The sequence below is a fragment of the Amycolatopsis sp. NPDC049688 genome (assembly GCF_040674975.1).
In the GTDB taxonomy this organism is placed as follows: Bacteria; Actinomycetota; Actinomycetes; order Mycobacteriales; family Pseudonocardiaceae; genus Amycolatopsis.
Genome location: NZ_JBFANY010000001.1, coordinates 1,179,498 through 1,200,970, shown reverse-complemented (window position 1 = coordinate 1,200,970; position 21,473 = coordinate 1,179,498). Strand labels below are relative to the sequence as shown.

The 21,473-nt window shown below is 72.3% G+C and carries 20 protein-coding genes; 5 read left to right on the top strand and 15 right to left on the bottom strand.

Annotated features, from left to right (window positions below; all coding sequences use genetic code 11):
* Window positions 1–8: 8 nt before the first annotated feature.
* Genes AB0J55_RS05115 through AB0J55_RS05105 form a run of 3 tightly spaced genes read left to right on the top strand, consistent with a single transcriptional unit; the run spans window position 9 to window position 1,410 of the window.
* A complete protein-coding gene (locus AB0J55_RS05115; protein WP_364242960.1) occupies window positions 9–431 on the top strand; it encodes a thioesterase family protein in 423 nt (140 codons plus the stop codon).
* Between the two features lie 4 nt (window positions 432–435).
* Complete coding sequence (locus tag AB0J55_RS05110; protein ID WP_364242957.1) at window positions 436–891, top strand: tRNA (cytidine(34)-2'-O)-methyltransferase; 456 nt, start codon at window positions 436–438, stop codon at window positions 889–891.
* A 9-nt stretch (window positions 892–900) separates the two neighbouring features.
* Entirely contained in the window at window positions 901–1,410 is a 510-nt protein-coding gene (locus AB0J55_RS05105; RefSeq protein WP_364242954.1) for a hypothetical protein, read from the top strand.
* 1 nt (window position 1,411) lies between these two features.
* Here the strand turns inward: AB0J55_RS05105 and AB0J55_RS05100 are convergent, their stop codons facing one another.
* The 6 genes from AB0J55_RS05100 to AB0J55_RS05075 all read right to left on the bottom strand — a co-directional run bounded on the left by AB0J55_RS05100 (window position 1,412) and on the right by AB0J55_RS05075 (window position 7,398).
* The gene (locus tag AB0J55_RS05100) at window positions 1,412–2,392 is read right to left on the bottom strand and encodes a VWA domain-containing protein (RefSeq protein WP_364242951.1); all 981 of its coding nucleotides are present in this window, start codon (window positions 2,390–2,392) and stop codon (window positions 1,412–1,414) included.
* Window positions 2,389–3,333, bottom strand: coding sequence for a DUF58 domain-containing protein (locus tag AB0J55_RS05095; protein WP_364242948.1), 945 nt, complete (start codon window positions 3,331–3,333; stop codon window positions 2,389–2,391). The genes AB0J55_RS05100 and AB0J55_RS05095 overlap by 4 nt, the downstream gene beginning before the upstream one ends.
* Before the next feature lie 7 nt (window positions 3,334–3,340).
* Window positions 3,341–4,411, bottom strand: coding sequence for a MoxR family ATPase (locus tag AB0J55_RS05090; RefSeq protein WP_033260648.1), 1,071 nt, complete (start codon window positions 4,409–4,411; stop codon window positions 3,341–3,343).
* Between the two features lie 358 nt (window positions 4,412–4,769).
* Window positions 4,770–5,315 carry an NTP transferase domain-containing protein gene (locus AB0J55_RS05085; RefSeq protein ID WP_364242945.1) on the bottom strand — a complete coding sequence of 182 codons (546 nt, stop codon included), beginning with the start codon at window positions 5,313–5,315 and terminating at the stop codon, window positions 4,770–4,772.
* A gap of 9 nt (window positions 5,316–5,324) precedes the next feature.
* Complete coding sequence (locus tag AB0J55_RS05080; RefSeq protein WP_364242942.1) at window positions 5,325–6,038, bottom strand: class I SAM-dependent methyltransferase; 714 nt, start codon at window positions 6,036–6,038, stop codon at window positions 5,325–5,327.
* A gap of 46 nt (window positions 6,039–6,084) precedes the next feature.
* Window positions 6,085–7,398 (bottom strand): NlpC/P60 family protein, encoded by a 1,314-nt coding sequence (locus tag AB0J55_RS05075; RefSeq protein ID WP_364242939.1) that lies wholly within the window; start codon window positions 7,396–7,398, stop codon window positions 6,085–6,087.
* Between the two features lie 348 nt (window positions 7,399–7,746).
* On the opposite strand from AB0J55_RS05075, the gene AB0J55_RS05070 reads away from it, so the two are divergent.
* On the top strand, window positions 7,747–10,560 hold the full coding sequence (locus AB0J55_RS05070; protein ID WP_364242937.1) for an aconitate hydratase: 2,814 nt from the start codon (window positions 7,747–7,749) through the stop codon (window positions 10,558–10,560).
* 54 nt (window positions 10,561–10,614) lie between these two features.
* Here AB0J55_RS05070 and AB0J55_RS05065 read toward each other — a convergent pair whose 3' ends face one another.
* The 8 genes from AB0J55_RS05065 to AB0J55_RS05030 all read right to left on the bottom strand — a co-directional run bounded on the left by AB0J55_RS05065 (window position 10,615) and on the right by AB0J55_RS05030 (window position 19,178).
* Window positions 10,615–11,319: an MgtC/SapB family protein gene (locus AB0J55_RS05065; protein ID WP_364242934.1), complete on the bottom strand. Its 705-nt coding sequence runs from the start codon at window positions 11,317–11,319 to the stop codon at window positions 10,615–10,617.
* 212 nt (window positions 11,320–11,531) lie between these two features.
* Complete coding sequence (locus AB0J55_RS05060; RefSeq protein ID WP_364242932.1) at window positions 11,532–13,127, bottom strand: alpha/beta hydrolase; 1,596 nt, start codon at window positions 13,125–13,127, stop codon at window positions 11,532–11,534.
* A gap of 142 nt (window positions 13,128–13,269) precedes the next feature.
* Window positions 13,270–13,692 (bottom strand): nitroreductase family deazaflavin-dependent oxidoreductase, encoded by a 423-nt coding sequence (locus AB0J55_RS05055; RefSeq protein WP_364243429.1) that lies wholly within the window; start codon window positions 13,690–13,692, stop codon window positions 13,270–13,272.
* Window positions 13,693–13,738: 46 nt separating this feature from the next.
* On the bottom strand, window positions 13,739–14,716 hold the full coding sequence (gene egtD / locus AB0J55_RS05050) for an L-histidine N(alpha)-methyltransferase (protein WP_364242929.1): 978 nt from the start codon (window positions 14,714–14,716) through the stop codon (window positions 13,739–13,741).
* Window positions 14,713–15,531 (bottom strand): ergothioneine biosynthesis protein EgtC, encoded by an 819-nt coding sequence (egtC, locus tag AB0J55_RS05045; RefSeq protein ID WP_364242926.1) that lies wholly within the window; start codon window positions 15,529–15,531, stop codon window positions 14,713–14,715. Before egtC ends, egtD begins: the two co-directional genes overlap by 4 nt.
* 4 nt (window positions 15,532–15,535) lie before the next feature.
* Window positions 15,536–16,873, bottom strand: a complete 1,338-nt coding sequence (gene egtB / locus AB0J55_RS05040; protein ID WP_364242923.1) for an ergothioneine biosynthesis protein EgtB — start codon at window positions 16,871–16,873, stop codon at window positions 15,536–15,538.
* Window positions 16,870–18,129: a glutamate-cysteine ligase family protein gene (locus tag AB0J55_RS05035; RefSeq protein ID WP_364242920.1), complete on the bottom strand. Its 1,260-nt coding sequence runs from the start codon at window positions 18,127–18,129 to the stop codon at window positions 16,870–16,872. The genes egtB and AB0J55_RS05035 overlap by 4 nt, the downstream gene beginning before the upstream one ends.
* Before the next feature lie 122 nt (window positions 18,130–18,251).
* Window positions 18,252–19,178 (bottom strand): LysR substrate-binding domain-containing protein, encoded by a 927-nt coding sequence (locus AB0J55_RS05030; RefSeq protein WP_364242918.1) that lies wholly within the window; start codon window positions 19,176–19,178, stop codon window positions 18,252–18,254.
* A 120-nt stretch (window positions 19,179–19,298) separates the two neighbouring features.
* Between AB0J55_RS05030 and AB0J55_RS05025 the strand changes: the two genes are divergently transcribed.
* Window positions 19,299–20,492 (top strand): Glu/Leu/Phe/Val dehydrogenase dimerization domain-containing protein, encoded by a 1,194-nt coding sequence (locus tag AB0J55_RS05025; RefSeq protein ID WP_364242915.1) that lies wholly within the window; start codon window positions 19,299–19,301, stop codon window positions 20,490–20,492.
* On the opposite strand, the gene pip is transcribed toward AB0J55_RS05025, so the two are convergent.
* Entirely contained in the window at window positions 20,482–21,429 is a 948-nt protein-coding gene (gene pip / locus AB0J55_RS05020) for a prolyl aminopeptidase (RefSeq protein ID WP_364242912.1), read from the bottom strand. The two genes, AB0J55_RS05025 and pip, sit on opposite strands and share 11 nt — an antisense overlap.
* Between the last annotated feature and the right edge of the window lie 44 nt (window positions 21,430–21,473).

The window sequence follows — 21,473 nt, the reverse complement described above, 5'->3', positions numbered from 1 at the left end:
TGGCGGGTGTGACCGAACCCCGCCGCCCGCTCGTCGAAATGCCGTTGCGCGTGCGCTACCACGAATGCGACGGCCAGGGCATCGTCTTCAACGCCCACTACATGGCCTATGTGGACATGTGCGCCTTCGAGGCGGAGAAGGCGCTTTTCGGCTCGCACGACGAGTTCCTCGCGCACCGCACCGACGTCGTCGTCGCGGAGGCGAACCTCAAGTTCCGCGCACCGGCCCGGTACGACGAGGAACTGGTCGTCTCGCAGTACCTGACCCACCTCGGCACCACGTCGCTGGTCTTCGACTTCGAGATCCACCGCGACGGGACGCTCCTGCTGACGGCGAACGTCCGGTACGTCTTCATCGACCCGGCCACCCTGCGGCCCGCCCCGCCGCCCGACGCCGTCCGCAAGGTGTACGCGGGCCTGCTCGGGGACTGAGCCCGTGTTCCGCGTTCTCTTCTACCACCCGGAAATCCCGCCCAACACCGGCAACGCGATCCGCCTGGCCGCCAACACCGGCTGCGAGCTGCACCTGGTCGAACCGCTCGGCTTCACGTTGGAGGACAAGCAGCTCCGCCGCGCCGGGCTGGACTACCACGACCTGGCCCGCGTCCACGTCCACGCTTCGCTGGCCGCGGCCTGGGAAGTGCTGCTGCCGGCGAAGGTGTACGCGTTCAGCGCGTCGGCGACCCGGCTCTACACGGATGTCGAGTACACGCCGGGCGACGTGCTGATGTTCGGGCCGGAGTCGGTGGGACTGCCCGCCGAGGTCCAGGAGGCACCGGAGGTGACCGACCGCGTGCGGCTGCCGATGCTGCCGACGAGCCGGTCGCTGAACCTGGCCAACACCGCGGCCATCACGGTCTACGAAGCCTGGCGCCAGAACGGCTTCCGGTAGGTTCGCCGGATGCGACAGCAGTTCCTGGGGGTGCTCATCGGCGCTGCGTTCGGCACGGTGTTCGTCCTCGTCAACTCCGGTGCCCCGCTCCCCGCCGCGCTCGGCTGGGTGCTGCGCGCCCTCGCGGTCGTCGCGCTCGCGGCAGTCGTCGTCCTCGGCCTCCGCGCGGGCGGGCGGCCGACGCTCGACGACCGGCCGGTGTTCGGGCCGAGCTACCGCGTCATCGTCGTCGGCGAGGTCGTGCTGCTCGTCGCCGGGTTCTTCGTGCTGAGCCTGCTCGACGCGCCGGTCCAGGCCAACGTCGCCTGGATCGCCACCATCGTCGGGCTCCACTTCGTCGCGCTCGCCTCGGCGTGGAAGACCCGGTCGATCCTCGTGGTCGGTGTGGTCCTGACCGCGCTCGGCGTCATCGGACTCGCCCTGCTCGGGACCGCCGCCGCGTGGGTGCCGTTCGTCAGCGGCGTGCTCTCCGGGGTGACCCTGCTCGGCGGAAGCCTGTACGGCGTCCGCCGAGCCTGAGTCACGGCAATCTCTGCCCGAAGAAAAGGCTGGCCACCGCGCCCAGCATGAGGATCAGCGTGCCCACCACGACCCACGGCTTGCTGGCGTCGGCGTCCTTGAGCTCGTAGCCGATCTGCTCGCCGAGGTCCGCGTAGACCTTCTTGAGCTCTTCGGCGCTCGCCGCCTTGTAGAAGTCGCCGCCCGAGAGCCGGGCGATCTCGCGCAGGGACTCGTCGTCCACGCTCACCGGCTGCTGCTTGTCGTCGATGGTGACCGAACCGTGGGTGGTGCCGAAGGAGATCGACGAGATCGGCACCCCGGCCTGCTTCGCCGCCTGCGCCGCGGTGTACCCGCCCCGCGCCGCGTACAGGTCCTCCGGGACCGTCTGCTTGCCGTCGGACATCAGCACGATTCGCGCCGGCGGCGGCCCGTCGGCGCCCCCGACGACGCTGGAGAAGCTCTCCACCGACTGCAGGGCCGCGAAGATGCCCTCCCCGGTCGCCGTCGACTGGGCCAGCTTCAGGTTTTCGATCGCCTTGATCACGCCGTTGCGGTCGGTGGTCGGGTTGACCAGCACCGTCGCCGTGCCCGCGAACGAAATCAGCCCCAGGTTGATCCCCGGTGTCATGTTCCGGGCGAAGCTCGTGGCCGCTTCCTGGGCCGCCTGCAGCCGCGTCGGGGCGACGTCGGTGGCTTCCATCGACAGCGACACGTCGATCACCAGCATCACCGTCGCCCGGTTGCGCGGCACCTTCTGCTCGGCGGTCGGCCCGGCCAGCGACACCGTGAGCAGCAGCAGCGACAGCACGATGAGCACCGCGGGCAGGTGCCGGACCCAGCCCTGGCTCTTCGGCGCGACCTTCTCCAGCAGCTCCAGGTTCGCGAACCGCATGGTCCGCTTCCGGCGCGCCCGCTGGGCGAGCACGTACCCGATCGCCACCGCGGCCACCGCGATCAGCAGCAGGAACCACCACGGCGAGGCGAACCCCGTCAAACTCACGCCACACCCCCCGACCAGCGGCGCTTGCGGGCGACGACGAACCGCACCATGTCGGCGATCCAGTCGGCGTCCGTGCGCAGCGTCAGGTGGGCCGCACCCGCGCGCCGCAGGCCGGCCGCCACCTTCTGCCGGTGGGCGTGGGCCGCGGCCCCGAACTCCTTGCGCAGCAAGGCCGAAGCGTGCACTTCGCGCTGTTTCCCTGTCTCCGGGTCGGCCAGCACGACGGTGCCCACCTCGGGCAGGTCGACGTCGCGCGGGTCGAGGACTTCGATCGCGATCAGTTCGTGGCGCCCGCCCAGCGCCCGCAGCGGCCGCTCCCAGGACGTGTCACCCAGGAAGTCGGAGATCACCACGGCCAGGCCACGCCGGCGCGGCGGACGGCGCAGGGCCTCGAGGGCCGCGGCGAAGTCACCACGGGTGCCCTCCGCCGCGCGCGGGGTCTCGGCGAGCTTGCGCACCAGCCCGCGGGCGTGTGCCAGGCCGCCGCGCGCCGGGATGCGCGCGGTGTCGGCGCCGGTGGAGATCAGCGCGCCGATCCGGTTGCCGCCACCTCCGGTGAGGTGCGCGACCGCGGCGACCGCGCAGACCACCAGGTCGCGCTTCTCGCACAGCGCGGTCCCGAAGTCGAGGCTGGCCGACAGGTCGGCGACGATCCACGTCTCCAGTTCGCGGTCGGCCACGGTCTCGCGGATGTGCGGGGTCGTGGTGCGGGCGGTGACCGCCCAGTCCATCCGGCGCACGTCGTCGCCGGGCTGGTACGGGCGGGCTTCGCCGGGCTCGGACCCCGGCCCCGGCACCAGGCCGAGGTGGTTGCCCTGCAGCAGGCCGTCGAGCCGGCGGCGGACGTCGAGCTCCAGGGTGCGGAGCCCGGCTTCCAGGCGGTCGCCCCGCAGCACCGGGGGCGCCCACGAAGGGCGTGCGCCCTTCTCGTTCTTCGCCATCGCCGGGTTACCTGACCGGCGCGCCCGCCGGGACCGGGCCGCCCTGGCCGGCCCCGCCCTGCGGCCGGGCCGAGACCTGCGGCAGCGGCACGGTCTGCAGCACGCGGGTGATGATGTGGTCGATCGGCACGCCGTCGGCGAGGGCGTCGTAGGACAGCACGAGCCGGTGGCGCAGCACGTCCGGCACGACGTCGACGACGTCCTGCGGCAGCACGTAGTCGCGGCCGCGGACCAGGGCCAGCGCCCGGGCGGCGGCGATGATGCCGAGGCTCGCGCGCGGCGAAGCGCCGTAGGACACCCAGCCGGCGACGTCGGCGAGGCCGTGCTCGTTCGGCGTGCGGGTGGTCAGCACCAGCCGCACGACGTAGTCGACGAGGGCGTGGTGCACGAACACCTGCGACGCGACGCCCTGCAGCCGGACCAGCTCGCCGGGGCTGAGCACCTCGTGCGGGGTGGGCGGGGTGACGCCCATCCGGTAGATGATCTCGCGCTCCTCCTCGGCGGAGGGGTACTCGACGACGATCTTGAACAGGAACCGGTCGCGCTGGGCTTCCGGCAGCGGGTACACACCCTCGTTCTCGATCGGGTTCTGGGTGGCGAGCACGAGAAACGGGTCCGGCATCGGGAAGGTCTGGCCGCCGATGGACACGTGCCGCTCGGCCATCACCTCGAGCATCGCCGACTGCACCTTGGCCGGCGCACGGTTGATCTCGTCGGCGAGCACGAAGTTCGCCACGACCGGGCCGAGTTCGACGTCGAAGCGCTCGGCGCCCTGGCGGTAGATCCGGGTGCCGAGGATGTCGGCGGGCACCAGGTCGGGGGTGAACTGCACGCGCGAGAACGAGCCGCCGACGACCCGGGCGAACGTCTCCACCGCGAGGGTCTTCGCCACGCCGGGCACGCCTTCGAGCAGCAGGTGGCCCTTGGCGAGCAGGCCGACCAGCATCCGCTCGACCAGGCGGTCCTGGCCGACGATGATCCGCTTGACCTCGAACACGGTCCGCTCCAGCAACTGGGCGTCCCGCGCCGGTGTCGCCTGCTGGCCGTTCCCGCCCTCGGCGTAGCCGGGCTCGGTCACTCTGCCTCCTCGAATTCTCGTGCGCCGCCCCCGCGACGGTGATCACGCGGTGCGACCGTACTGCGCCCCCGGTCGTCCGGCTCATCCGGCACGCGGACGGGCCTGCCCCGGGATCAGCCAACACGGTCAGCGGTGTGGCACCTGTGAAGGGCCTCTTCGACCTGACAGCGCACCCGTGCCGGGCGAGGATGCGGGGTGAGCCGTGTCGGGCTCACCGAGCTGGTCGCGACCCTGTCGCCGGTGGCCGAGCGCTACTGCCCGGACGGACGGTGATCGACCCCGGTCACCAGCCCCGGCGCGGCTCACCGATGCCGGTCGAGGCCGGCGCCGGTACGTCCGAATCGCCAGCCCGTGCGGCTCACCGATGCCGTTCGAGGTCCTCGGGCGTGTCGATGTCGTCCGCTTCGCCCCGTTCCGCCGGGATCTCGCGGACACTGAGCCCGCCCAGGACCCGGCGCAGGGCCGCGTTGGCCACGTCGTCCGGCAGCGCCGCGCGCAGGGCCGCGGCGCGCCACGCACCCAGCAGCCACTGCCGCTTCCCCGCCGCGTCGACCAGGACCGCGCCGTCGCCGTCGCCGAGGGCCGCCACCAGGCGGTCCACTGTGGACCGGCGGACGCCCGGGAGGTCGGCGGCGAGCACCACGACGGTCTCGATGTCCTCCGGCACGAACACCAGGCCCGCGGCCAGCGCCGCCACCGGTCCGGTGCCGGGCACCGGTTCGCGGGTCCACACCACGTCGAAGCCGGGCCGGCGCGGGCCGACCGCGATCACCCGTTCGGCGCCCTCCAGGGCGTGGATCGCGCGGGCGAGCAGCGGCTTGCCGCCCACCGACAGGGCCGGCTTGTCCACACCGGACAGCCTGCGGGCCGAGCCCCCGGCCACCACGATCCCCGCGTAGCGCATCCGGGGAATCTAGCGGCCCAGCACGAGGTAGGTGAAGCCCAGCACGCCGCGGTACTGCGTGACGTACTCGCGCAGCCGCCGGTCCAGCCATTCGCGGACCGCCCCGGCCCGCGGGTCGGCCGGGTGCGCGGCCGCCCATTCCGCCCACGCGGCCCGCGAGGTCGACTCGAAGTCGTCCCATTCCCGCTGGTCGGCCACGCTGAAGTGCAGCACGTGCCAGCCGGCGCCGGTCGCGGCGGCGAGCAGGTCCGGCAAGGTCAGCAGGTCCGGCCCGAAGATTTCGCGGGCCGCCGGGCCGGGCGGCGCCGCCCAGAAGCCGTCGCCGTAGAGCAGCCGGCCGGACGGCCGCACGATCCGGGCGAGCCCTTCCAGGGCGGCCTTCGTCGAGCCGAAGACGTGGGCGGCCCCGATGCAGAACGCCCGCTCGGCGGGTTCGTCCCAGGTCGCCGCGTCCGACTCGAGGAAGTCGACGGCCAGGCCACGCGAACCGGCCGCCGCCCGGCCCCTCGCCAGGGAGACTTCGTCGGTGTCGATCCCGGTCGCGTGCAGGCCCGGCGCCCGGGCCGCCGCGCGCAGCAGCAGCTCGCCCCAGCCGCAGCCGAGGTCGACCAGGTGCCCGCCGTCGAGGGCCATCCGGTCGAGCAGCAGCTCCGCGTGCGGCTCGGACAGGGGCGTGTTCCAGCGCATCCGGGTGCGCCGCAGCGCGTTCAGTTCGTCGTCCACCGGGCGATCCTGTGGCGCCGCCCGCGGCCGCGTCGACCGGTTTTCGCTAGCCGATCAGCCGCGTCGCGTACGGCATGATCCCGCCGTAACGCACCGGGGCGACCCGGACCCGCAGGCCGGACTGCGGGGCCTCGACCATCTGGCCGCCGCCCAGGTACAGGGCCACGTGGTGGATGCCGCCGGGGCCGCCCCAGAACAGCAGGTCGCCGCGGCGCATCTGGGACAGCGGGACCTGGCGCCCCGACGAGTACTGGTAGCCGCTGTAGTGCGGCAGGGAACGGACCCCGGCGAAGGCGAAGATCATCAGGCCGGAGCAGTCGAAGCCGATCTTGTTGTAGTCGCCGTAGCGGTCGGCGACGCCGCCGTCGCGGATGCCGCGGGTGGCGCCGCTCGCGTTGCCGCCGCCCCACGCGTACGGCATCCCGAGCTTCGACAGCGCCCGGGCGATCACCGCCTCGATCGACGAGCCGGCCGGGCCCGACGGCGCCGCGCCCCCCGACGGGCGGTCACCGCCGCCGGCCGACGCGAGCGCGGCCTGGCGGGCGCGTTCCTCGTCTTCGCGCTGCTTCTGGGCGAGCCAGTCCTGGTAGCGCTGCCGCTGCCCCTGCAGGCCGCTGACCTTGGCCTGTGCGGCGTAGAGCTGCTGCTCGACGTCGGACTTGTTCTTCTCGAGCTGGGTGTTCTGCGCCGCCTGGCTGTCCTGGGCTCGCTCCGCGGCGGTCTGCGCGGCGTCGGCGCTGTTCTTCGCCCGGCGCGCGTCGTCCTGCTTCTGCTGGGCGATCTCGGCGGCCTTGCGGGCCGCGGCGTCCTTGTTCGACTTCTCCGTCTGCGCCTGCTGGAGCCGGTCGAGGGCGTTGAGCCGGTCGCCGCCGACGGCATCGAGCAGCTGCGCGCGGGCGAGCATGTCCTTCGGGCTGTCCGCGCTCAGGTACGCCGAGAGCGAGCCGACCGTGCTGCCCTGCTGGAAGCTCGCCGCGGCGAACGTCTTCAGGTCCGCGCGGGCCTGCTCGATGGCCGCCGACGCGGCGTCGGCCTCGGTGCGGGCGGCCCTGGCGTCGTTCTCCGCCTGCGTCGCCGCGTCCTGCGCGGTCTGCAGGTCGACCAGGGCCTTGTTGGCCTCTTCCTGCTTGAGCTCGACGTCGTCCTGCAGCTGCGACAGCTTCTGCTCGGCCTGGGCCAGCTGGTTGGTCAGCCGCCCGACCTCGCCGGCCTTCGCGTTCGCGTCGGCCTTGCCGGCCTGGATCTCGCTGTCGCTGGGGTTGGGCGGCGGCGGGGGCGCCGCGAGGCCCGTGCCGCCCGCGCCGAACAAGATCACCAGCGTGAGCGTGCTCACGCTGAGTCCCCGGCGGACGCGCGGCACCTTCGGACCCTCGCACCGTCCTAACAAGACCGCCACCTCCGCTCACCAGCGCACACCGCGTGTCACTGCAGTCACACCACTATCACAAGCATCAGCGGAAACTTACACAACGTAGGCACCAATTCCCCTCATTGAGGGACCCGAGGTTTCGGATGGCGCAGCCCACACCGCGTGTCGTCTTGTCCGTTAAACAGGACACGCGTACTGTTTGAGGCACCGCGAGGTGTGCCATCCCGCATCCGGTCCTACGGTGGGGGTGCGCAAGACTCGCTGCCACCGAACCCGACCGAACTGACCCGGGACTCGACCGCCGCACCGGCGCGGAAGTCCACGCCACTGGAGTTAGACGTGACCGCACCTGCCAGCAAGGACAGCTTCGGCGCCAAAGACACGCTGAAGGTCGGCGACGCCTCGTACGAGGTGTTCCGCCTGAACAAGGTCGAGGGCGCCGAGCGGCTGCCCTACAGCCTGAAGATCCTCCTCGAGAACCTGCTGCGCACCGAAGACGGCGCGAACATCACCGCCGACCACATCCGCGCGCTCGGCTCCTGGGACCCGAACGCCGACCCGTCGATCGAGATCCAGTTCACGCCCGCCCGCGTGATCATGCAGGACTTCACCGGCGTGCCGTGCGTGGTCGACCTGGCCACCATGCGCGAGGCGGTCACCGACCTCGGCGGCGACCCCGACAAGGTCAACCCCCTGGCGCCGGCCGAGCTGGTCATCGACCACTCGGTCATCATCGACGTCTTCGGCCGCGCCGACGCCTTCGAGCGCAACGTCGAGATCGAGTACGAGCGCAACCGCGAGCGCTACCAGTTCCTGCGCTGGGGCCAGGGCGCCTTCGACGAGTTCAAGGTCGTCCCGCCGGGCACCGGCATCGTGCACCAGGTCAACATCGAGCACCTCGCCCGCACGGTGATGTCCCGGGGCGGCCAGGCCTACCCCGACTCCTGCGTCGGCACCGACTCGCACACCACCATGGTCAACGGCCTCGGCGTGCTGGGCTGGGGCGTCGGCGGCATCGAGGCCGAGGCGGCCATGCTGGGCCAGCCGGTGTCGATGCTCATCCCGCGCGTCGTCGGCTTCAAGCTGACCGGCGAGATCCCGGCCGGCGTCACCGCCACCGACGTCGTGCTCACCATCACCGAGATGCTGCGCCGCCACGGCGTGGTCGGCAAGTTCGTCGAGTTCTACGGCGAGAGCGTCGCCGAGGTGCCGCTGGCCAACCGCGCCACCATCGGCAACATGAGCCCGGAGTTCGGCTCCACCGCGGCGATCTTCCCGATCGACGAGGAGACCGTCCGCTACCTCAAGCTGACCGGCCGCTCGGCCGAGCAGGTCGCGCTGGTCGAGGCGTACGCCAAGGAGCAGGGCCTCTGGCACGACCCCTCGCGCGAGGCCGCCTACTCCGAGTACCTCGAGCTGGACCTGTCGACGGTCGTCCCGTCGATCGCCGGCCCGAAGCGCCCGCAGGACCGCATCGAGCTGACCGACGCGAAGTCGTCGTTCCGCAAGTCGATCCACGACTACGTGAACGGCGAGCAGGAGACGCCGCACACCAAGATGGACGAGGCTTCGGAGGAGTCCTTCCCGGCCAGTGACGCCCCGTCGCTGTCGTTCGCCGAGGACGACGCCGCCCCGGTCACCAGCTCGGCCGCGAACGGCGCGTCGGGCCGCCCGAGCAAGCCGGTCAAGGTCTCGACGTCCGACCGCGGCGAGTTCGTGCTCGACCACGGCGCCGTGGTGATCGCTTCGATCACTTCGTGCACCAACACCTCGAACCCGTCGGTCATGCTCGGTGCCGCGCTGCTCGCGCGCAACGCCGTGGACAAGGGCCTCGCGGTCAAGCCGTGGGTGAAGACGTCGATGGCGCCGGGTTCGCAGGTCGTCACCGACTACTACACCAAGGCCAACCTGTGGCCGTACCTGGAGAAGCTGGGCTACCACCTGGTCGGCTACGGCTGCACCACCTGCATCGGCAACTCGGGCCCGCTCTCGGACGAGATCTCCGCGGCGATCCAGGAGAACGACCTCACCGCGGTCTCGGTGCTCTCGGGCAACCGGAACTTCGAAGGCCGGATCAACCCCGACGTGAAGATGAACTACCTCGCGTCGCCGCCGCTGGTCATCGCCTACGCGCTGGCCGGCACGATGGACTTCGACTTCGCGAACCAGCCGCTGGGCCAGGACACGGACGGCAACGACGTCTTCCTGAAGGACATCTGGCCGACGGCCAAGGAGATCCAGGAGACCATCGACCACGCGATCACGCAGGAGATGTTCACCAAGGACTACGCGGACGTCTTCGACGGCGGCGAGCGCTGGAAGTCGCTGCCCACCCCGGAGGGCAAGACCTTCGAGTGGGACCTCGAGTCCACCTACGTGCGGAAGCCCCCGTACTTCGAGGGCATGACGCCGGAGCCGGCCCCGGTCACCGACATCACCGGCGCGCGCGTGCTGGCGAAGCTGGGCGACTCGGTCACCACCGACCACATCTCCCCCGCCGGCGCGATCAAGCCGGGCACCCCGGCCGCGCAGTACCTGACCGAGCACGGCGTGGAGAAGAAGGACTTCAACTCCTACGGCTCCCGGCGCGGCAACCACGAGGTGATGATCCGCGGCACGTTCGCGAACATCCGCCTGCGCAACCAGCTGCTGGACGACGTGCAGGGCGGCTACACCCGCGACTTCACGCAGGAGGGCGCCCCGCAGGCGTTCATCTACGACGCGGCGCAGAACTACGCGAAGCAGGGCACCCCGCTGGTCGTGCTGGGCGGCAAGGAGTACGGCTCCGGTTCGTCGCGCGACTGGGCGGCCAAGGGCACGTCGCTGCTGGGCGTCCGCGCGGTGATCACCGAGTCGTTCGAGCGCATCCACCGCTCGAACCTGATCGGCATGGGCGTCATCCCGCTGCAGTTCCCGCACGGCGAGTCGGCTTCCTCGCTCGGCCTGGACGGCACCGAGACGTTCGACATCTCGGGCATCACGGCGCTCAACGAAGGTTCGACGCCCCGCACGGTGCACGTCACGGCCACCAAGGCGGACGGCACCAAGGTGGAGTTCGACGCGGACGTCCGCATCGACACCCCGGGTGAGGCGGACTACTACCGCAACGGCGGCATCCTGCAGTACGTGCTGCGGAAGATGACGCAGGCGTAAGGGTTTCCGCGCTTTCGGAGGGCCTCCCCGCTCGGTGAGCGGGGAGGCCCTTTCCTATGCGGGCACGGCGACCCAGCGGACGCTCGACACCGACGGCTCCAGCGAAAGCCGCGACACCGCCGCCTCCATCTGGGCGTCGTCGCGGTGGTCGCCGATCAGTTCCGCGCGGACCTCGACCGTGCGGTCGTCCCGGTCCGTGCTCAGCACCGACAGCAGGCGGAAGTCCGTGCGGGTCAGCGCCTGGACCAGCAGCGCTCGCACGTGGGCCTCGCCGTCGTCCCGGGTCACCGCCTGGAACTCGTACCGCGCGGGTGTCTCCTCGCCCGCGTCCGGCCGGCGGTCGACGACGCGGCCGAGCGGGCGCAGCACCACGTTCACCCCGACCACGACCGCGGTCCCGGCCGCCGCGACCACGTACAGCCCGGCGCCCGCGAGGGCACCGACCGCGGCCGAGCACCACAGGGTCGCGGCCGTGTTGAGGCCGCGGACGTTGAGGCCGTCGCGCAGGATGACGCCCGCCCCGAGGAACCCGATGCCCGAGACGATCTGGGCGGCCACCCGGGTCGGGTCGGCGTCGCCGCTGGAAGCCAATCCGCCGAACCCGTGGGCCGACAGCAGCACGAACAGCGTCGCCCCGACCGCGACGAGGGCGTTGGTGCGCAACCCGGCCATCCGGGCGCGGAACTGGCGCTCGAACCCGATGACGGCACCCAGGCCGACCCCGGCACCGACGCGCAGCAGCATTTCGAAGATGGTCATTTCCGGCTCTTTTCCGGCGTGCGTGCACTGCCGGACAGGGGGCGGCCGGGAGCTAACCCCGCCGGAAACCTCCGGTGAGCGCGGGCCCGGCCGTCCGATGACTGTCCGCTGGCATGTGCCGCTCACCTCGCTTCCCGTGTTCGTCGATGATCAACCCGGTCAGCGTAGCCGGTCCCGCGGCCCGGGGAAGGGCCGCGGGACCGGGTTCACACTCAGAAGGGCTGGACGTTCGGCTGGAACACCTGCCCGTTCGCCGGCACCTTGAGGTCGGTCAGGTAGTCGGCCACGGCCTGGTCGACGCCCAGTGCGTCACCGAGGATGCAGTGGCCGAACGCGTCGACCGACAGCAGCCGGGTGTTGCCCAGCTCGGCCGCCATCCGCTGGGCGAACCGGTACTGCGTCGCCGGGTCGTAGTAGTTGCCGACCACGACCACCGGGACGTCCGTCTTGGCCCGCCACGGGCCGCGGTAGACGTCCGGCCGCTTCGCCGGCCACACCGGGCAGGCCGCCGTGTCGGCGAACGCCTGGTAGCGGCCGAAGGTGCGCGATTCGCGCTCCCACTTCGCGGCGATGTCCGGCACCTGCTCCTGGCTGATCCGGAACGGCTTGTCGGAGCAGTTGACCGCGAAGTACGAGTCGTCGCCGGTGTACGGGCTGTCGGGGTTCTGGTCGGCGAGGCCCTGCTTGCCCGCGGTGAGCACCTTGAGCTTCGGCGCCTGCAGCGCCTGCGCCTGCGCGCCCGCCGGGTGGATCGCGGCGTAGAGCGCCTGCAGGTCCTGGGCCAGGCTGGGGAACCGCGCCGGCGAGTACAGGGCGCTCGACACGCCGCCGGTGAACCGGCTGATGTCGAGCGGGTCGGCGCCGGGCAGGGTGATCGGCTGCTTGCGCAGGTATTCGCGCAGCTCGTCGAACTTCGCCCGCGGGTCGCCGTCGCTGAACGCGCACTTCGGGCCCGCCTGGTCACAGCGCTTGAGGAACCCGTCGAGCGAGATCTCGAAGCCCTGCGCGCGCTCGCGGTCGTACTCGACGCCGTCGCTGGTGCGCAGGGCCGGGTCCACGTTGCCGTCGATCACGATCGCCCGCGACTGCTTCGGGAACATCGCCGTGTAGGTCGAGCCGATCAGCGTCCCGTAGGAGAAGCCGACGTAGGTCAGCTGCCGGTCGCCGACCGCCGCGCGCAGCGTGTCGAGGTCGCGCACGACGTCCTTGGTGGACATGTGGTTGAGCAGCGAACCGGCGTTGTTCCGGCAGAACCGGCCGTAGTCGCGGTAACTGGCCAGCGTGCCGGAGATTTCGGCGCGCGAGAGCGGCACGCCGACCTGGGCGCCGAAGACCTCGTCCGCGTCCTCCTGGGTGGTGAAGCACCGCAGCGGGTTGCTCTCGCCGACCCCGCGCGGGTCGAAGCCGATCAGGTCGAAGCGGTCGAGGACCTGCGGCTGGAAGTAGTACTGGCCCCCGGTCGGCATGGTCAGGCCCGAGCCACCGGGACCGCCGGGGTTGAGGAACAGCGAGCCGACGCGCTTGTCGGGCGTGCGGGCGGCACGCTTGAGGAGGGCGATGTCGATGGTGCCCAGCGAAGCGTTGTCGTGGTCGATCGGCACGCGGTAGCGCGCGCAGCTGTAGAGCTTGAGCTGGTCCGCGGGCACGCCGGCGAGGAGTTCGCTCGGGCAGGTGCCCCAGGCGACGGCCGGGGTCGCGCCGACGACGGCGGGCTTGACCGCCGCGTCTTCGGCCGCGGCGGCGGTGCCGGCCGGCCCGGCCAGCCCCACGCCGGCCACGAGCGCCCCCACGAGTGCGAGCGATCGCACCCGGCTCTGTGTGGATCTCGGCAAGACGTTCCCTCCCTAGGTCACGCACCTCGCCGCGCGAGCACGTCGTCACGGCGCGTTACCCGGGTGAGACTGGCACAAGGCGGTGAATCCCGGCACCGGCCGAACGGATGGTGGGAACTTACCGGGCCACCCGCGTGAGCACGAAAACCGGCAACGGCCGGCCGGCCTCGCGCTGCTCCATCGCGTAGCCCGGCCAGAAGGCCAGCAGCTCGCCCCACATCCGGTCGTACTCCTCCCCGTGCAGCTCCCGCGCGACGACGTCGGCCGGTTTCCCGGCCAGCGCCACCTCGCACTTCGGGTTCGCGCGCAGGTTGAGCGCCCACGCCGGGTCGTGCGGGCGACCCCAGTTGGACGCGGTCAGCACGAAGTCGCCGCCGCGCGGGAAGTAGAGCAGGTTCGTGCTCCGCGGCAGCCCGCTCTTCCGGCCGGTCGTCGTCAGGCGCAGGGACGGCAGCCCGGCGAGCGCCACGAGGCTCACCCGGCCGCCGAACGCCTTGTGCAGTTTCTTGTCCGCCCACACGACGAACCGCGCTGTGCGCATCAGCCACGGTTTCGTGCCGGCGGCCCGGGCCAGCGCCCGGAGAGGATTAGCCACGCACAGATCTTGCCAGGCTCACCCCGAACCGCTGCTGGGAGTCGGTCCACCAGTGCGCCAGCTCGAACCCGGCCGCGGCCAGCTCCGCCGCAACGCCGGCGGGCCGGAACTTCGCCGAGATCTCGGTCCGGATGTGCTCGCCGGCGGCGAAGTCCACCGTGAGGTCCGCGCCGGGGATCTCGACGGTCAGGTCCCGCCGGGCCCGCAGGCGCATCTCGATCCACTCGTTCCCGGCGTCCCAGTACGAGACGTGCTCGAACTCGTCGAGGTCGAAGTTCGCGCCGAGGCGGGTGTTGATCACCCGCAGCACGTTCTTGTTGAACTCCGAGGTGACGCCGGCGGCGTCGTCGTAGGCGCGTTCGAGGATCCGCGCGTCCTTGACGAGGTCGGTGCCGAGCAGCAGCCACTCCCCCTCGTCCAGGACCTCCCGCACCGAGCGCAGGAAGGTCGCGCGCTCGGCGGGCAGGAAGTTGCCGATCGTGCCGCCGAGGAAGGCGACCACCCGCGGCTGGCCGTCCGGCAGCAGGGCCAGGTGCTGGGTGAAGTCGCCGACGACGCCGCGGACGGCGAGGCCCGGGTAGTCCTTCGAGATCGCTTCGGCGGCCTCGGCCAGCGCGGATTCGGACACGTCCAGGGGGACGAACGCCTCCAGGGTGCCGTGCCCGGTGAGGGCGTCGAGCAGCAGCCGCGTCTTCTCGCTCGATCCCGAGCCGAGCTCGACGAGCGTGTGCGCATCGGTCAGCTGCGCGACGTCGCCGGCGTGCGCGGCCAGCACCTCGCGCTCGCTGCGGGTCGGGTAGTACTCCGGCAGCTGGGTGATCTTCTCGAACAGCTCGCTGCCGTCGGCGTCGTAGAACCACTTGGGCGGCAGCCACTTCTGCGCCGCGGTGAGCCCGGCGACGACGTCGGCGCGCAGTTCCGCGGTGACGGCGTCGCCGGAGCGGTGGTGGTCGAGATCGACTTCGGTCATGACAGCTCCTGGGTCAGGGGAAGCAGGTCGACGCCGGCCGCGGTGGCGCGCACGGCGTGGTGGTCGGGGACGGGCCGCCAGCGCGGGTCACCGTCGAAGGGTTCGGACGCCAGCCACACGTTGCTTCCGGGGGTTCCGGGTGGCGGAGCCCCCGGCCCGGGGCGAAGCCCCGGCACAACACTGCCGGCCGGGGTCTCCAGCACGGACAGCGCGTGCGTCCAGGTCGTGCCGATCAGCGTGGCGCCGTCGGTGAGCAGGAAGTTGAGCCGGGAGCCGGGCGCGGCCGCTTCGACGGCGGCGGTCAGCGCCGCCACCGCGGTCAGCGGGTCCTCGCCCGTGGCGAGCCGGGCCCGCAGCAGGGCCCAGAGCACCACCGAATCCGTCGGCGCCTCCAGCGTCAGCAGTTCGGTGACCGGCAGGGTCTTCGCCAGTTCCGCCAGCGAATCCGGATAGCCGCGCACCACGCCGTTGTGGCTGAACAGCCAGGGTCCGGCGGTGAACGGCGCCGCGGCCGCTTCGGTCACCGGCAGGCCGGTGGTGCCGTTGCGGACCGCGGCGACGAAGGCGCCCGAGGTCACCGCCGCGGCCAGCGGCGGCAGCGTCTCGTCCGTCCACAGTGGAGTCGAACGCCGGTGGCGCAACGGCGGCGAGCCCGGGCCGGGGTACCAGCCCAGCCCGAACCCGTCGGCGTTCACCGAGCCGCCGCCGCGCATGTCTGCCGGCGCGTACGACTGCACCAGCAGCGAATGCGGGGCGCGGAAGAGCGCCTCGGCGGGCGAGAGCGGCTCGCCGAGGTAGCCGATGTGGCGGCACATGCGCCTACCCCACCTCGCCGGGGGCCGCGTCGCGGGCAGTGCGGAAGCCGGCGAAGATCTGCCGCCGGATCGGGTAGTCCCAGTTGCGGAACGTGCCCCGGATCGCCGCGGAGTCGGTGCCGAACGAGCCGCCGCGCAGCACCTTGTACTCCGGACCGAAGAAGACCTCCGAGTACTCCCGGTACGGGAACGCCGAGAAGCCCGGGTAGCCGTGGAAGTCGGTCGACGTCCACTCCCAGACGTCACCGATCAGCTGGTGCACACCGGTCGGCGACGCGCCGGCCGGGTACGCCCCCGCGGGCGCCGGGCGCAGGTGCCGCTGGCCGAGGTTGGCGTGCTCGGCGCCCGGTTCCTCGTCGCCCCAGGGGAACCGGCGCGACCGGCCGGTGGCCGGGTCGAACCGCGCCGCCTTCTCCCACTCCGCCTCGGTCGGCAGCCGCCGCCCGGCCCAGGCCGCATACGCCTCGGCCTCGTGGTAGGAGACGTGCACGACCGGCTCGCCGGCGGGGATCCGCTCGTACACGCCGAAGCGCGTCCGCCACCAGCCGTCCTGTTCGCGCTTCCAGAACCGCGGCGCGGTGATCCCGTTGTCCTGCCGGTAGGCCCAGCCGGCCGGGCTCCACCAGCGCCGGTCGTCGTAGCCGCCGCCGTCGAGGAATTCGGCGTACGCGCCGCACGTCACCGGCACGGTGTCCATCCAGAACGCGTCGACGGCGATCTCGTGCGCCGGGCGCTCGTTGTCCAGCGCCCACGGCTCGGCCGACGTGCCCATCGTGAAGGCACCGCCCGGCACCAGCACCTCGGCCGGCAGCGCCCCGGACCGCGCCGGCGGCGGCTCGGGCGCGTGCAGCACCGGGTCGCCCTTGCGGAGCTGGTGGGTGGCCAGCATGGTCTCGTCGTGCTGCTGCTCGTGCTGGGTGATCATGCCGAAGGCGAACGCCTGCTCGGTCAGCCGCCGCCCCTCCATCGGCGCGTGCTCCAGCACGTCGAACGCCTTCTCGCGCACCTGTTTGACGTACGCGCGCGCCTCGGCCGGGCCGAGCAGCGGCAGCTCCGGCCGGTCGGCGCGGGCGTGCTGGAAGGCGTCGTAGATGTCGTCGATGTCCGGCCGCAGCGGCTCCCGGCCGCCGACGTCGCGGACCAGCCACAGCTCCTCCTGGACGCCGATGTGCGCCAGGTCCCAGACCAGCGGCGACATCAGCTTCGAGTGCTGGCGGACCAGGTCCTCGTCGTCCACGGCGTCGGTCAGCGCCACGCTGCGCGCCCGCGCCCGGGTCAGTGCTTCGGCCGCCCGGGCGCGCAGGTCCTGCGCGCTCAGGTCGCCCAGTGCTTCCGTGCTCATGCTTGACTCCTCGATCGGTACGCGCGCCCCAGCACGCTCTCGCTGATCTCGGTGATCGACTCCTCCGCCAGCCCCGTCACGCCCAGCTCGGCGCACCCGAGGTCGGCCAGCGCCGCCGCGGCGGCCGCCAGCTCCGGGTCGGCCAGGCCGCGGCGCGCGGCCGTGGTCCACCGGTCCGCGACCGGGGCGCAGACCTCGCGCACCTTGTCCACTGTGGACGGCCGGGCCAGCAGCGCCGACACCAGCGCGACCGGCGCCAGCCACGCGTCCGGCGGCTGTGCGTCGAGGTACCGGATCTCCAGGTACCCCTGCGGCCGGACCGGGGTGAACATCGTGGTCAGGTGGTAGTCGAGGTCCGCCTCCGTCGGCTTGGGCAGCAGCGCGGCCGCGCCCCGGCCGTCGATCCAGTCGGCGAACGTCAGCCCCTCCGGCGCGTCCCACGGGCGGTCGCCGCGGGGCAGCACCATCAGGGGGACGTCCATCAGGCGCCCGGCCCACTCCGCGGCCGGATCGCCCGCCACGGTGGCCGTGCGCGTGCGCACCGCTTCCGTGTCGTGCACCGCCAGCCAGCGGGCCGAGGCGTGTCCCGTGTCCCGCCCGGCGTGGACGCGGGAGTTGGCGAAGAGGGCGAGCAGCGGCGGGCCCATCGCGTGGGCCGCTGCCCAGCGGGCCGCGTAGTGCTCCTGCTCCCCCGCGTCGACGCAGATCTGCAGGCCCGCGGTGCTGCACATCATCGTGAGGCCACCGGGACCGATCGGCGCGAACCGGCGTTCCATGGCGGCGTACCGCGGTGTGTGCAGGATCCGGCGCGGCGCACGGTGGGCGTCGATGCCCGTTTCGCCCAGTTCCAGACGGTGCCGGGCGAGGCGGTCGCGCAGGTGGTGGAGGTCGGCCGTCACGGCTGCGTCGAGTTCACGCAGGGAGGCCTGGGGAAGAGCGGAAATCTCGACCTGGCACCCGGGTTCGAGGCTCACGGGTGAGCCGGCCGGGAGCGGGTGGGCGGGGCTGCCGGGGCGGAGTGTCCGCGGGGTGTGCGGACCCAGCGCCGCGGCGAGGACGTCGGGATCGAGGGGTCTGGCCGGGTCGTCGGCATGGTGCACGGTGAACTCCAGCTCCACGCCGGTCAGGCGGGGTGGCCCGTGCTTGAAACACACCGATGCGACGTACGCCTCGCCGGCCGCGCGGTCCGCCAGGACCCGCGCGGTGCGGTTCGACGCACTACCCGACTTCTCGGGGAAATCGTGCACCGCTGTCATGTCCGTTCCTGTTCCTGTGGGGTGGAACTTTCTCGTCTTCGGACGCTACACGCGGGGTACGACAAATTCAGGGCGGATCTTGCGGTGTAGGAGGTGTTCACCACCCTGTAAGAAGTCCCTGATCAGGGCAAAGCCGGTTCGGTACCGAGTCCGAGCTCGGCCGCGGAAGCCCGCACGGCATCGATCACGAGGTGCAGCGCGGGCCGCCGGAACGCCGTCCGCCGGTAGGCGATCGACACCGTCCGCAGCAGCGGCGTGGTGAGCGTGACGACGTCGATCCCGGGCGGCCGCAGCAGGCGCAGGCCGAGGTCGGAGACGAGGGTGATGCCCAGCCCGGCGCCCACCATCGCCATCGCCGTGGACTGCTCTTCGACCTCGTGGTTGATCTTCGGGGTGAAGCCGTGGCGCAGGCAGGCCGTGCGCATCGCCCGGCCGAAGTGGGATTTGGCGCCGGCCAGGATCCACGGGTGCTCGGCGAGGTCGTCCAGCGACGCCGACCCGGCGGGCACGGCCCCGCGGGGCACCGCCGCGTGCAGCCGTTCGACGGCCACGACGGCCCGCTCCAGTCCGGCGTCCCACGGCGTCGGCGCGTCGGAGTAGTCGATCACGAACGACAGGTCGAGGCTGCCGTCGCGAACCGCCTCGGCGGTGTCTTCGGGCGCCAGTTCGCGGGTGCGGACCTCGATGCCGGGGTGCTCGCCGGCGAGCGCGGTCAGGGCCGTGGGCAGCAGGCCGGAGGCGACCGACGCCCACACCCCGGCGGTCAGCCGGACCGTGCGCGACTCCTGGGCTTCCTCCAGGGCGAGCGTGGCGCGTTCGACCGAGCCGAGGATCTCCTCCGCGTGTTCGGTCAGCAGGGTGCCGAGCTCGGTCAGCTGGACGCGCCGGCCGAGCCGTTCGAACAGCTTCGCGCCCACGTCCCGTTCGAGCTGCGCGAGCTGCTGCGACACCGCCGAAGCGGTGTAGTGCAGTGCCGCGGCCGCCGCCGTCACGGTGCCCCGGCGGTGCAGCTCGCGCAGCATCCGCAAGCGGTGCAACGAAAGCTCCATACACAAAACCTAAACGAGATCGTGCAGCAGCGTTAAATGGACGGGCGGGCCACCCGGGGCGCACGCTCGTGATGGCGGTCACGAGGCCGCCCCGGACTTCCCCTGGAGGTGAGCGGCCCGATGACCCCCGCCGAACCGCTGATGCGGCTCACGTGGACCGACCCCGTCACCGGCGCGCACGGCTACCTGGTCGTACACAGCCTGGTCTCCGGCGTCGCCACCGGCGGCACCCGGATGCGGGCCGGCTGCACGATGTCCGAGGTCGAGGACCTCGCCCGGGGCATGGCCGACAAGACCGCGACGTTCAACCTGCCGGTCGGCGGGGCCAAGGGCGGCCTCGACTTCGACCCCAAGGACCCGCGCGCGTTCGACGTGCTGAAGCGGTTCTGCGCGTTCCTGCGGCCGTGGCTGGACGCGCACTGGGTGACCGCCGAGGACCTCGGCGTGCCGCAGCACCTGATCGACTCGGTGTTCGCCGAGCTCGGGCTGGAGCAGTCGTACCACGCGGCGATCCGCCGTTCGGCCGACCCGGCGCGGACCCTGCGCCGGGTGCAGGCGGGCCTCAACGCCCCGGTGCCCGGCGGGCTGCTGCTCGGCGACGTCGTCGGCGGCTACGGCGTGGCGCAGGCGTGCCTGGGCGTCGCGGCGGCGTGGGACTGGGACGTTCGGGCGACGACCGTGGCGATCCAGGGCATCGGCACCATGGGCGGCGGCGCGGCCTGGTACCTGCACGAGGCCGGGCTGAAGGTGGTCGCGGTGGCCGACGCCGCGGGCACGCTCTACGACCCCGCCGGTCTCGACGTCCCGGCGCTGCTGGACCTGCGCGACCGCTTCGGCGAGGTCGACCGGTCCCGGCTGCCCGCCGGGGTCCGTTCCCTGCCGCGCGAAACGATCGTCGGGATCGACGCGGACATCTTCGTGCCGGCGGCGATCTCCTACGCGCTGCGGCCGGACAACGAGAGCGCGGTCAAGGCGAAGGTCGTCGTCGAGGCGGCGAACGCGGCGACGACGCCGGAAGCCGAGGCGGCGCTGTCGGCCCGCGGGGTCGCGGTCGTGCCCGACTTCGTCGCCAACGCGGGCGCGGCGGCCTGGGCGTGGTGGCTGCTGCTGGGCGAGGTCGGTGCGGACCCGGCCGACTCGTTCCTGCGGCTGCGCACGGAAATGCAGGCGAAGGTGGCGCTGCTGCTGGCGGAGTGGAACATGGACCGGCTCCCCCCGCGCGTCGCCGGGCTGCGGCTGGCCGAGGCCAACCGGGCCCGGCGCGCCGAAGCCGCGCTCGCCCCGGAAGGCGAGCCGGGCCTGCTCATCCCCTGAGCGCGAACCGGTCGGTCGCGCCGATCAGGACCTCCTGCATCGACGCGGCCGACACGGTGTGCCCGACGTCGTCCAGCAGCACCAGTTCGCTGCCCGGCCAGGCGTGGTGCAGCAGCCAGGGGGTGCCGACGAGGTTGTTCGTGTCGAGCACGCCCTGCGCCAGCACCGCGGGGATGCCGGCGAGCTTGCCGGCCTCGCGCAGGATCTCGCCGTCGGGGAGGAACGCGCGGTTGCTGAAGTAGTGCGTGACGAGCCGGGCGAAGCAGAGCCGGTACGCCGGGTCGTCGAAGATGTCGGACGGCGGCACGCCGGGCAGCATCGCGTCCTCCCAGGCGCACCAGTTTTTCGCGGCCCGGTGGTGGACGGCGGGGTCCGGGTCCATCAGGAGGCGGTGGTAGGCCGCGGACAGGTCGCCGTCGCGTTCGGCCTCCGGCACCCCTTCGCGGAACTTGGCGAAGCCCTCCGGGAAGTACGCGCCGAGGCCGCGGATCAGCATCTCGATCTCGATGTACCGGTCGGTCGCCAGGCCCATCAGGACGATCTCGCTGACGCGCTCGGTGTGGCGCAGCGCGTAGGCCAGGCTGAGCACCGAGCCCCAGGAACCGCCGAACAGCAGCCACTTTTCGATGCCCAGGTGGGTGCGGAGGCGTTCGAAGTCCGCGACCAGGTGGGCGGTGGTGTTGGCGGACAGGTCGGCGACCGGGGCGCCGGCGTGCGGGGTGCTGCGGCCGCAGCCGCGCTGGTCGGCCAGGACGATCCGGTAGCGCGCCGGGTCGAAGAACCGGCGGACGTTCGCCGAGCAGCCGGAGCCCGGGCCGCCGTGCACGACGAGCGCGGGCTTGCCGTCGGGGTTGCCGCAGGTCTCCCAGTAGATCTCGTGGCCGTCGCCGACGTCGAGCATGCCGTGTGCGTACGGTTCGATCTCGGGGTACAGCATCGGCGCGTCCTTCCACCCGGAATGCAACAGCGCTGTCAGATTAC

Excerpts from the sequence above, each read along its gene's own strand:
- AB0J55_RS05095 (WP_364242948.1), bottom strand. The coding sequence starts at position 3,333 with ATGGCGAAGAACGAGAAGGGCGCACGCCCTTCGTGGGCGCCCCCGGTG.
- AB0J55_RS05085 (WP_364242945.1), bottom strand. The coding sequence starts at position 5,315 with ATGCGCTACGCGGGGATCGTGGTGGCCGGGGGCTCGGCCCGCAGGCTG.
- egtB (WP_364242923.1), bottom strand. The coding sequence starts at position 16,873 with ATGAGCACGGAAGCACTGGGCGACCTGAGCGCGCAGGACCTGCGCGCC.
- AB0J55_RS05030 (WP_364242918.1), bottom strand. The coding sequence starts at position 19,178 with ATGGAGCTTTCGTTGCACCGCTTGCGGATGCTGCGCGAGCTGCACCGC.
- egtC (WP_364242926.1), bottom strand. The coding sequence starts at position 15,531 with ATGTGCCGCCACATCGGCTACCTCGGCGAGCCGCTCTCGCCCGCCGAG.
- AB0J55_RS05055 (WP_364243429.1), bottom strand. The coding sequence starts at position 13,692 with ATGCGCACAGCGCGGTTCGTCGTGTGGGCGGACAAGAAACTGCACAAG.
- AB0J55_RS05065 (WP_364242934.1), bottom strand. The coding sequence starts at position 11,319 with ATGACCATCTTCGAAATGCTGCTGCGCGTCGGTGCCGGGGTCGGCCTG.
- egtD (WP_364242929.1), bottom strand. The coding sequence starts at position 14,716 with ATGACCGAAGTCGATCTCGACCACCACCGCTCCGGCGACGCCGTCACC.
- AB0J55_RS05105 (WP_364242954.1), top strand. The coding sequence starts at position 901 with ATGCGACAGCAGTTCCTGGGGGTGCTCATCGGCGCTGCGTTCGGCACG.
- AB0J55_RS05025 (WP_364242915.1), top strand. The coding sequence starts at position 19,299 with ATGACCCCCGCCGAACCGCTGATGCGGCTCACGTGGACCGACCCCGTC.
- AB0J55_RS05035 (WP_364242920.1), bottom strand. The coding sequence starts at position 18,129 with ATGACAGCGGTGCACGATTTCCCCGAGAAGTCGGGTAGTGCGTCGAAC.
- pip (WP_364242912.1), bottom strand. The coding sequence starts at position 21,429 with ATGCTGTACCCCGAGATCGAACCGTACGCACACGGCATGCTCGACGTC.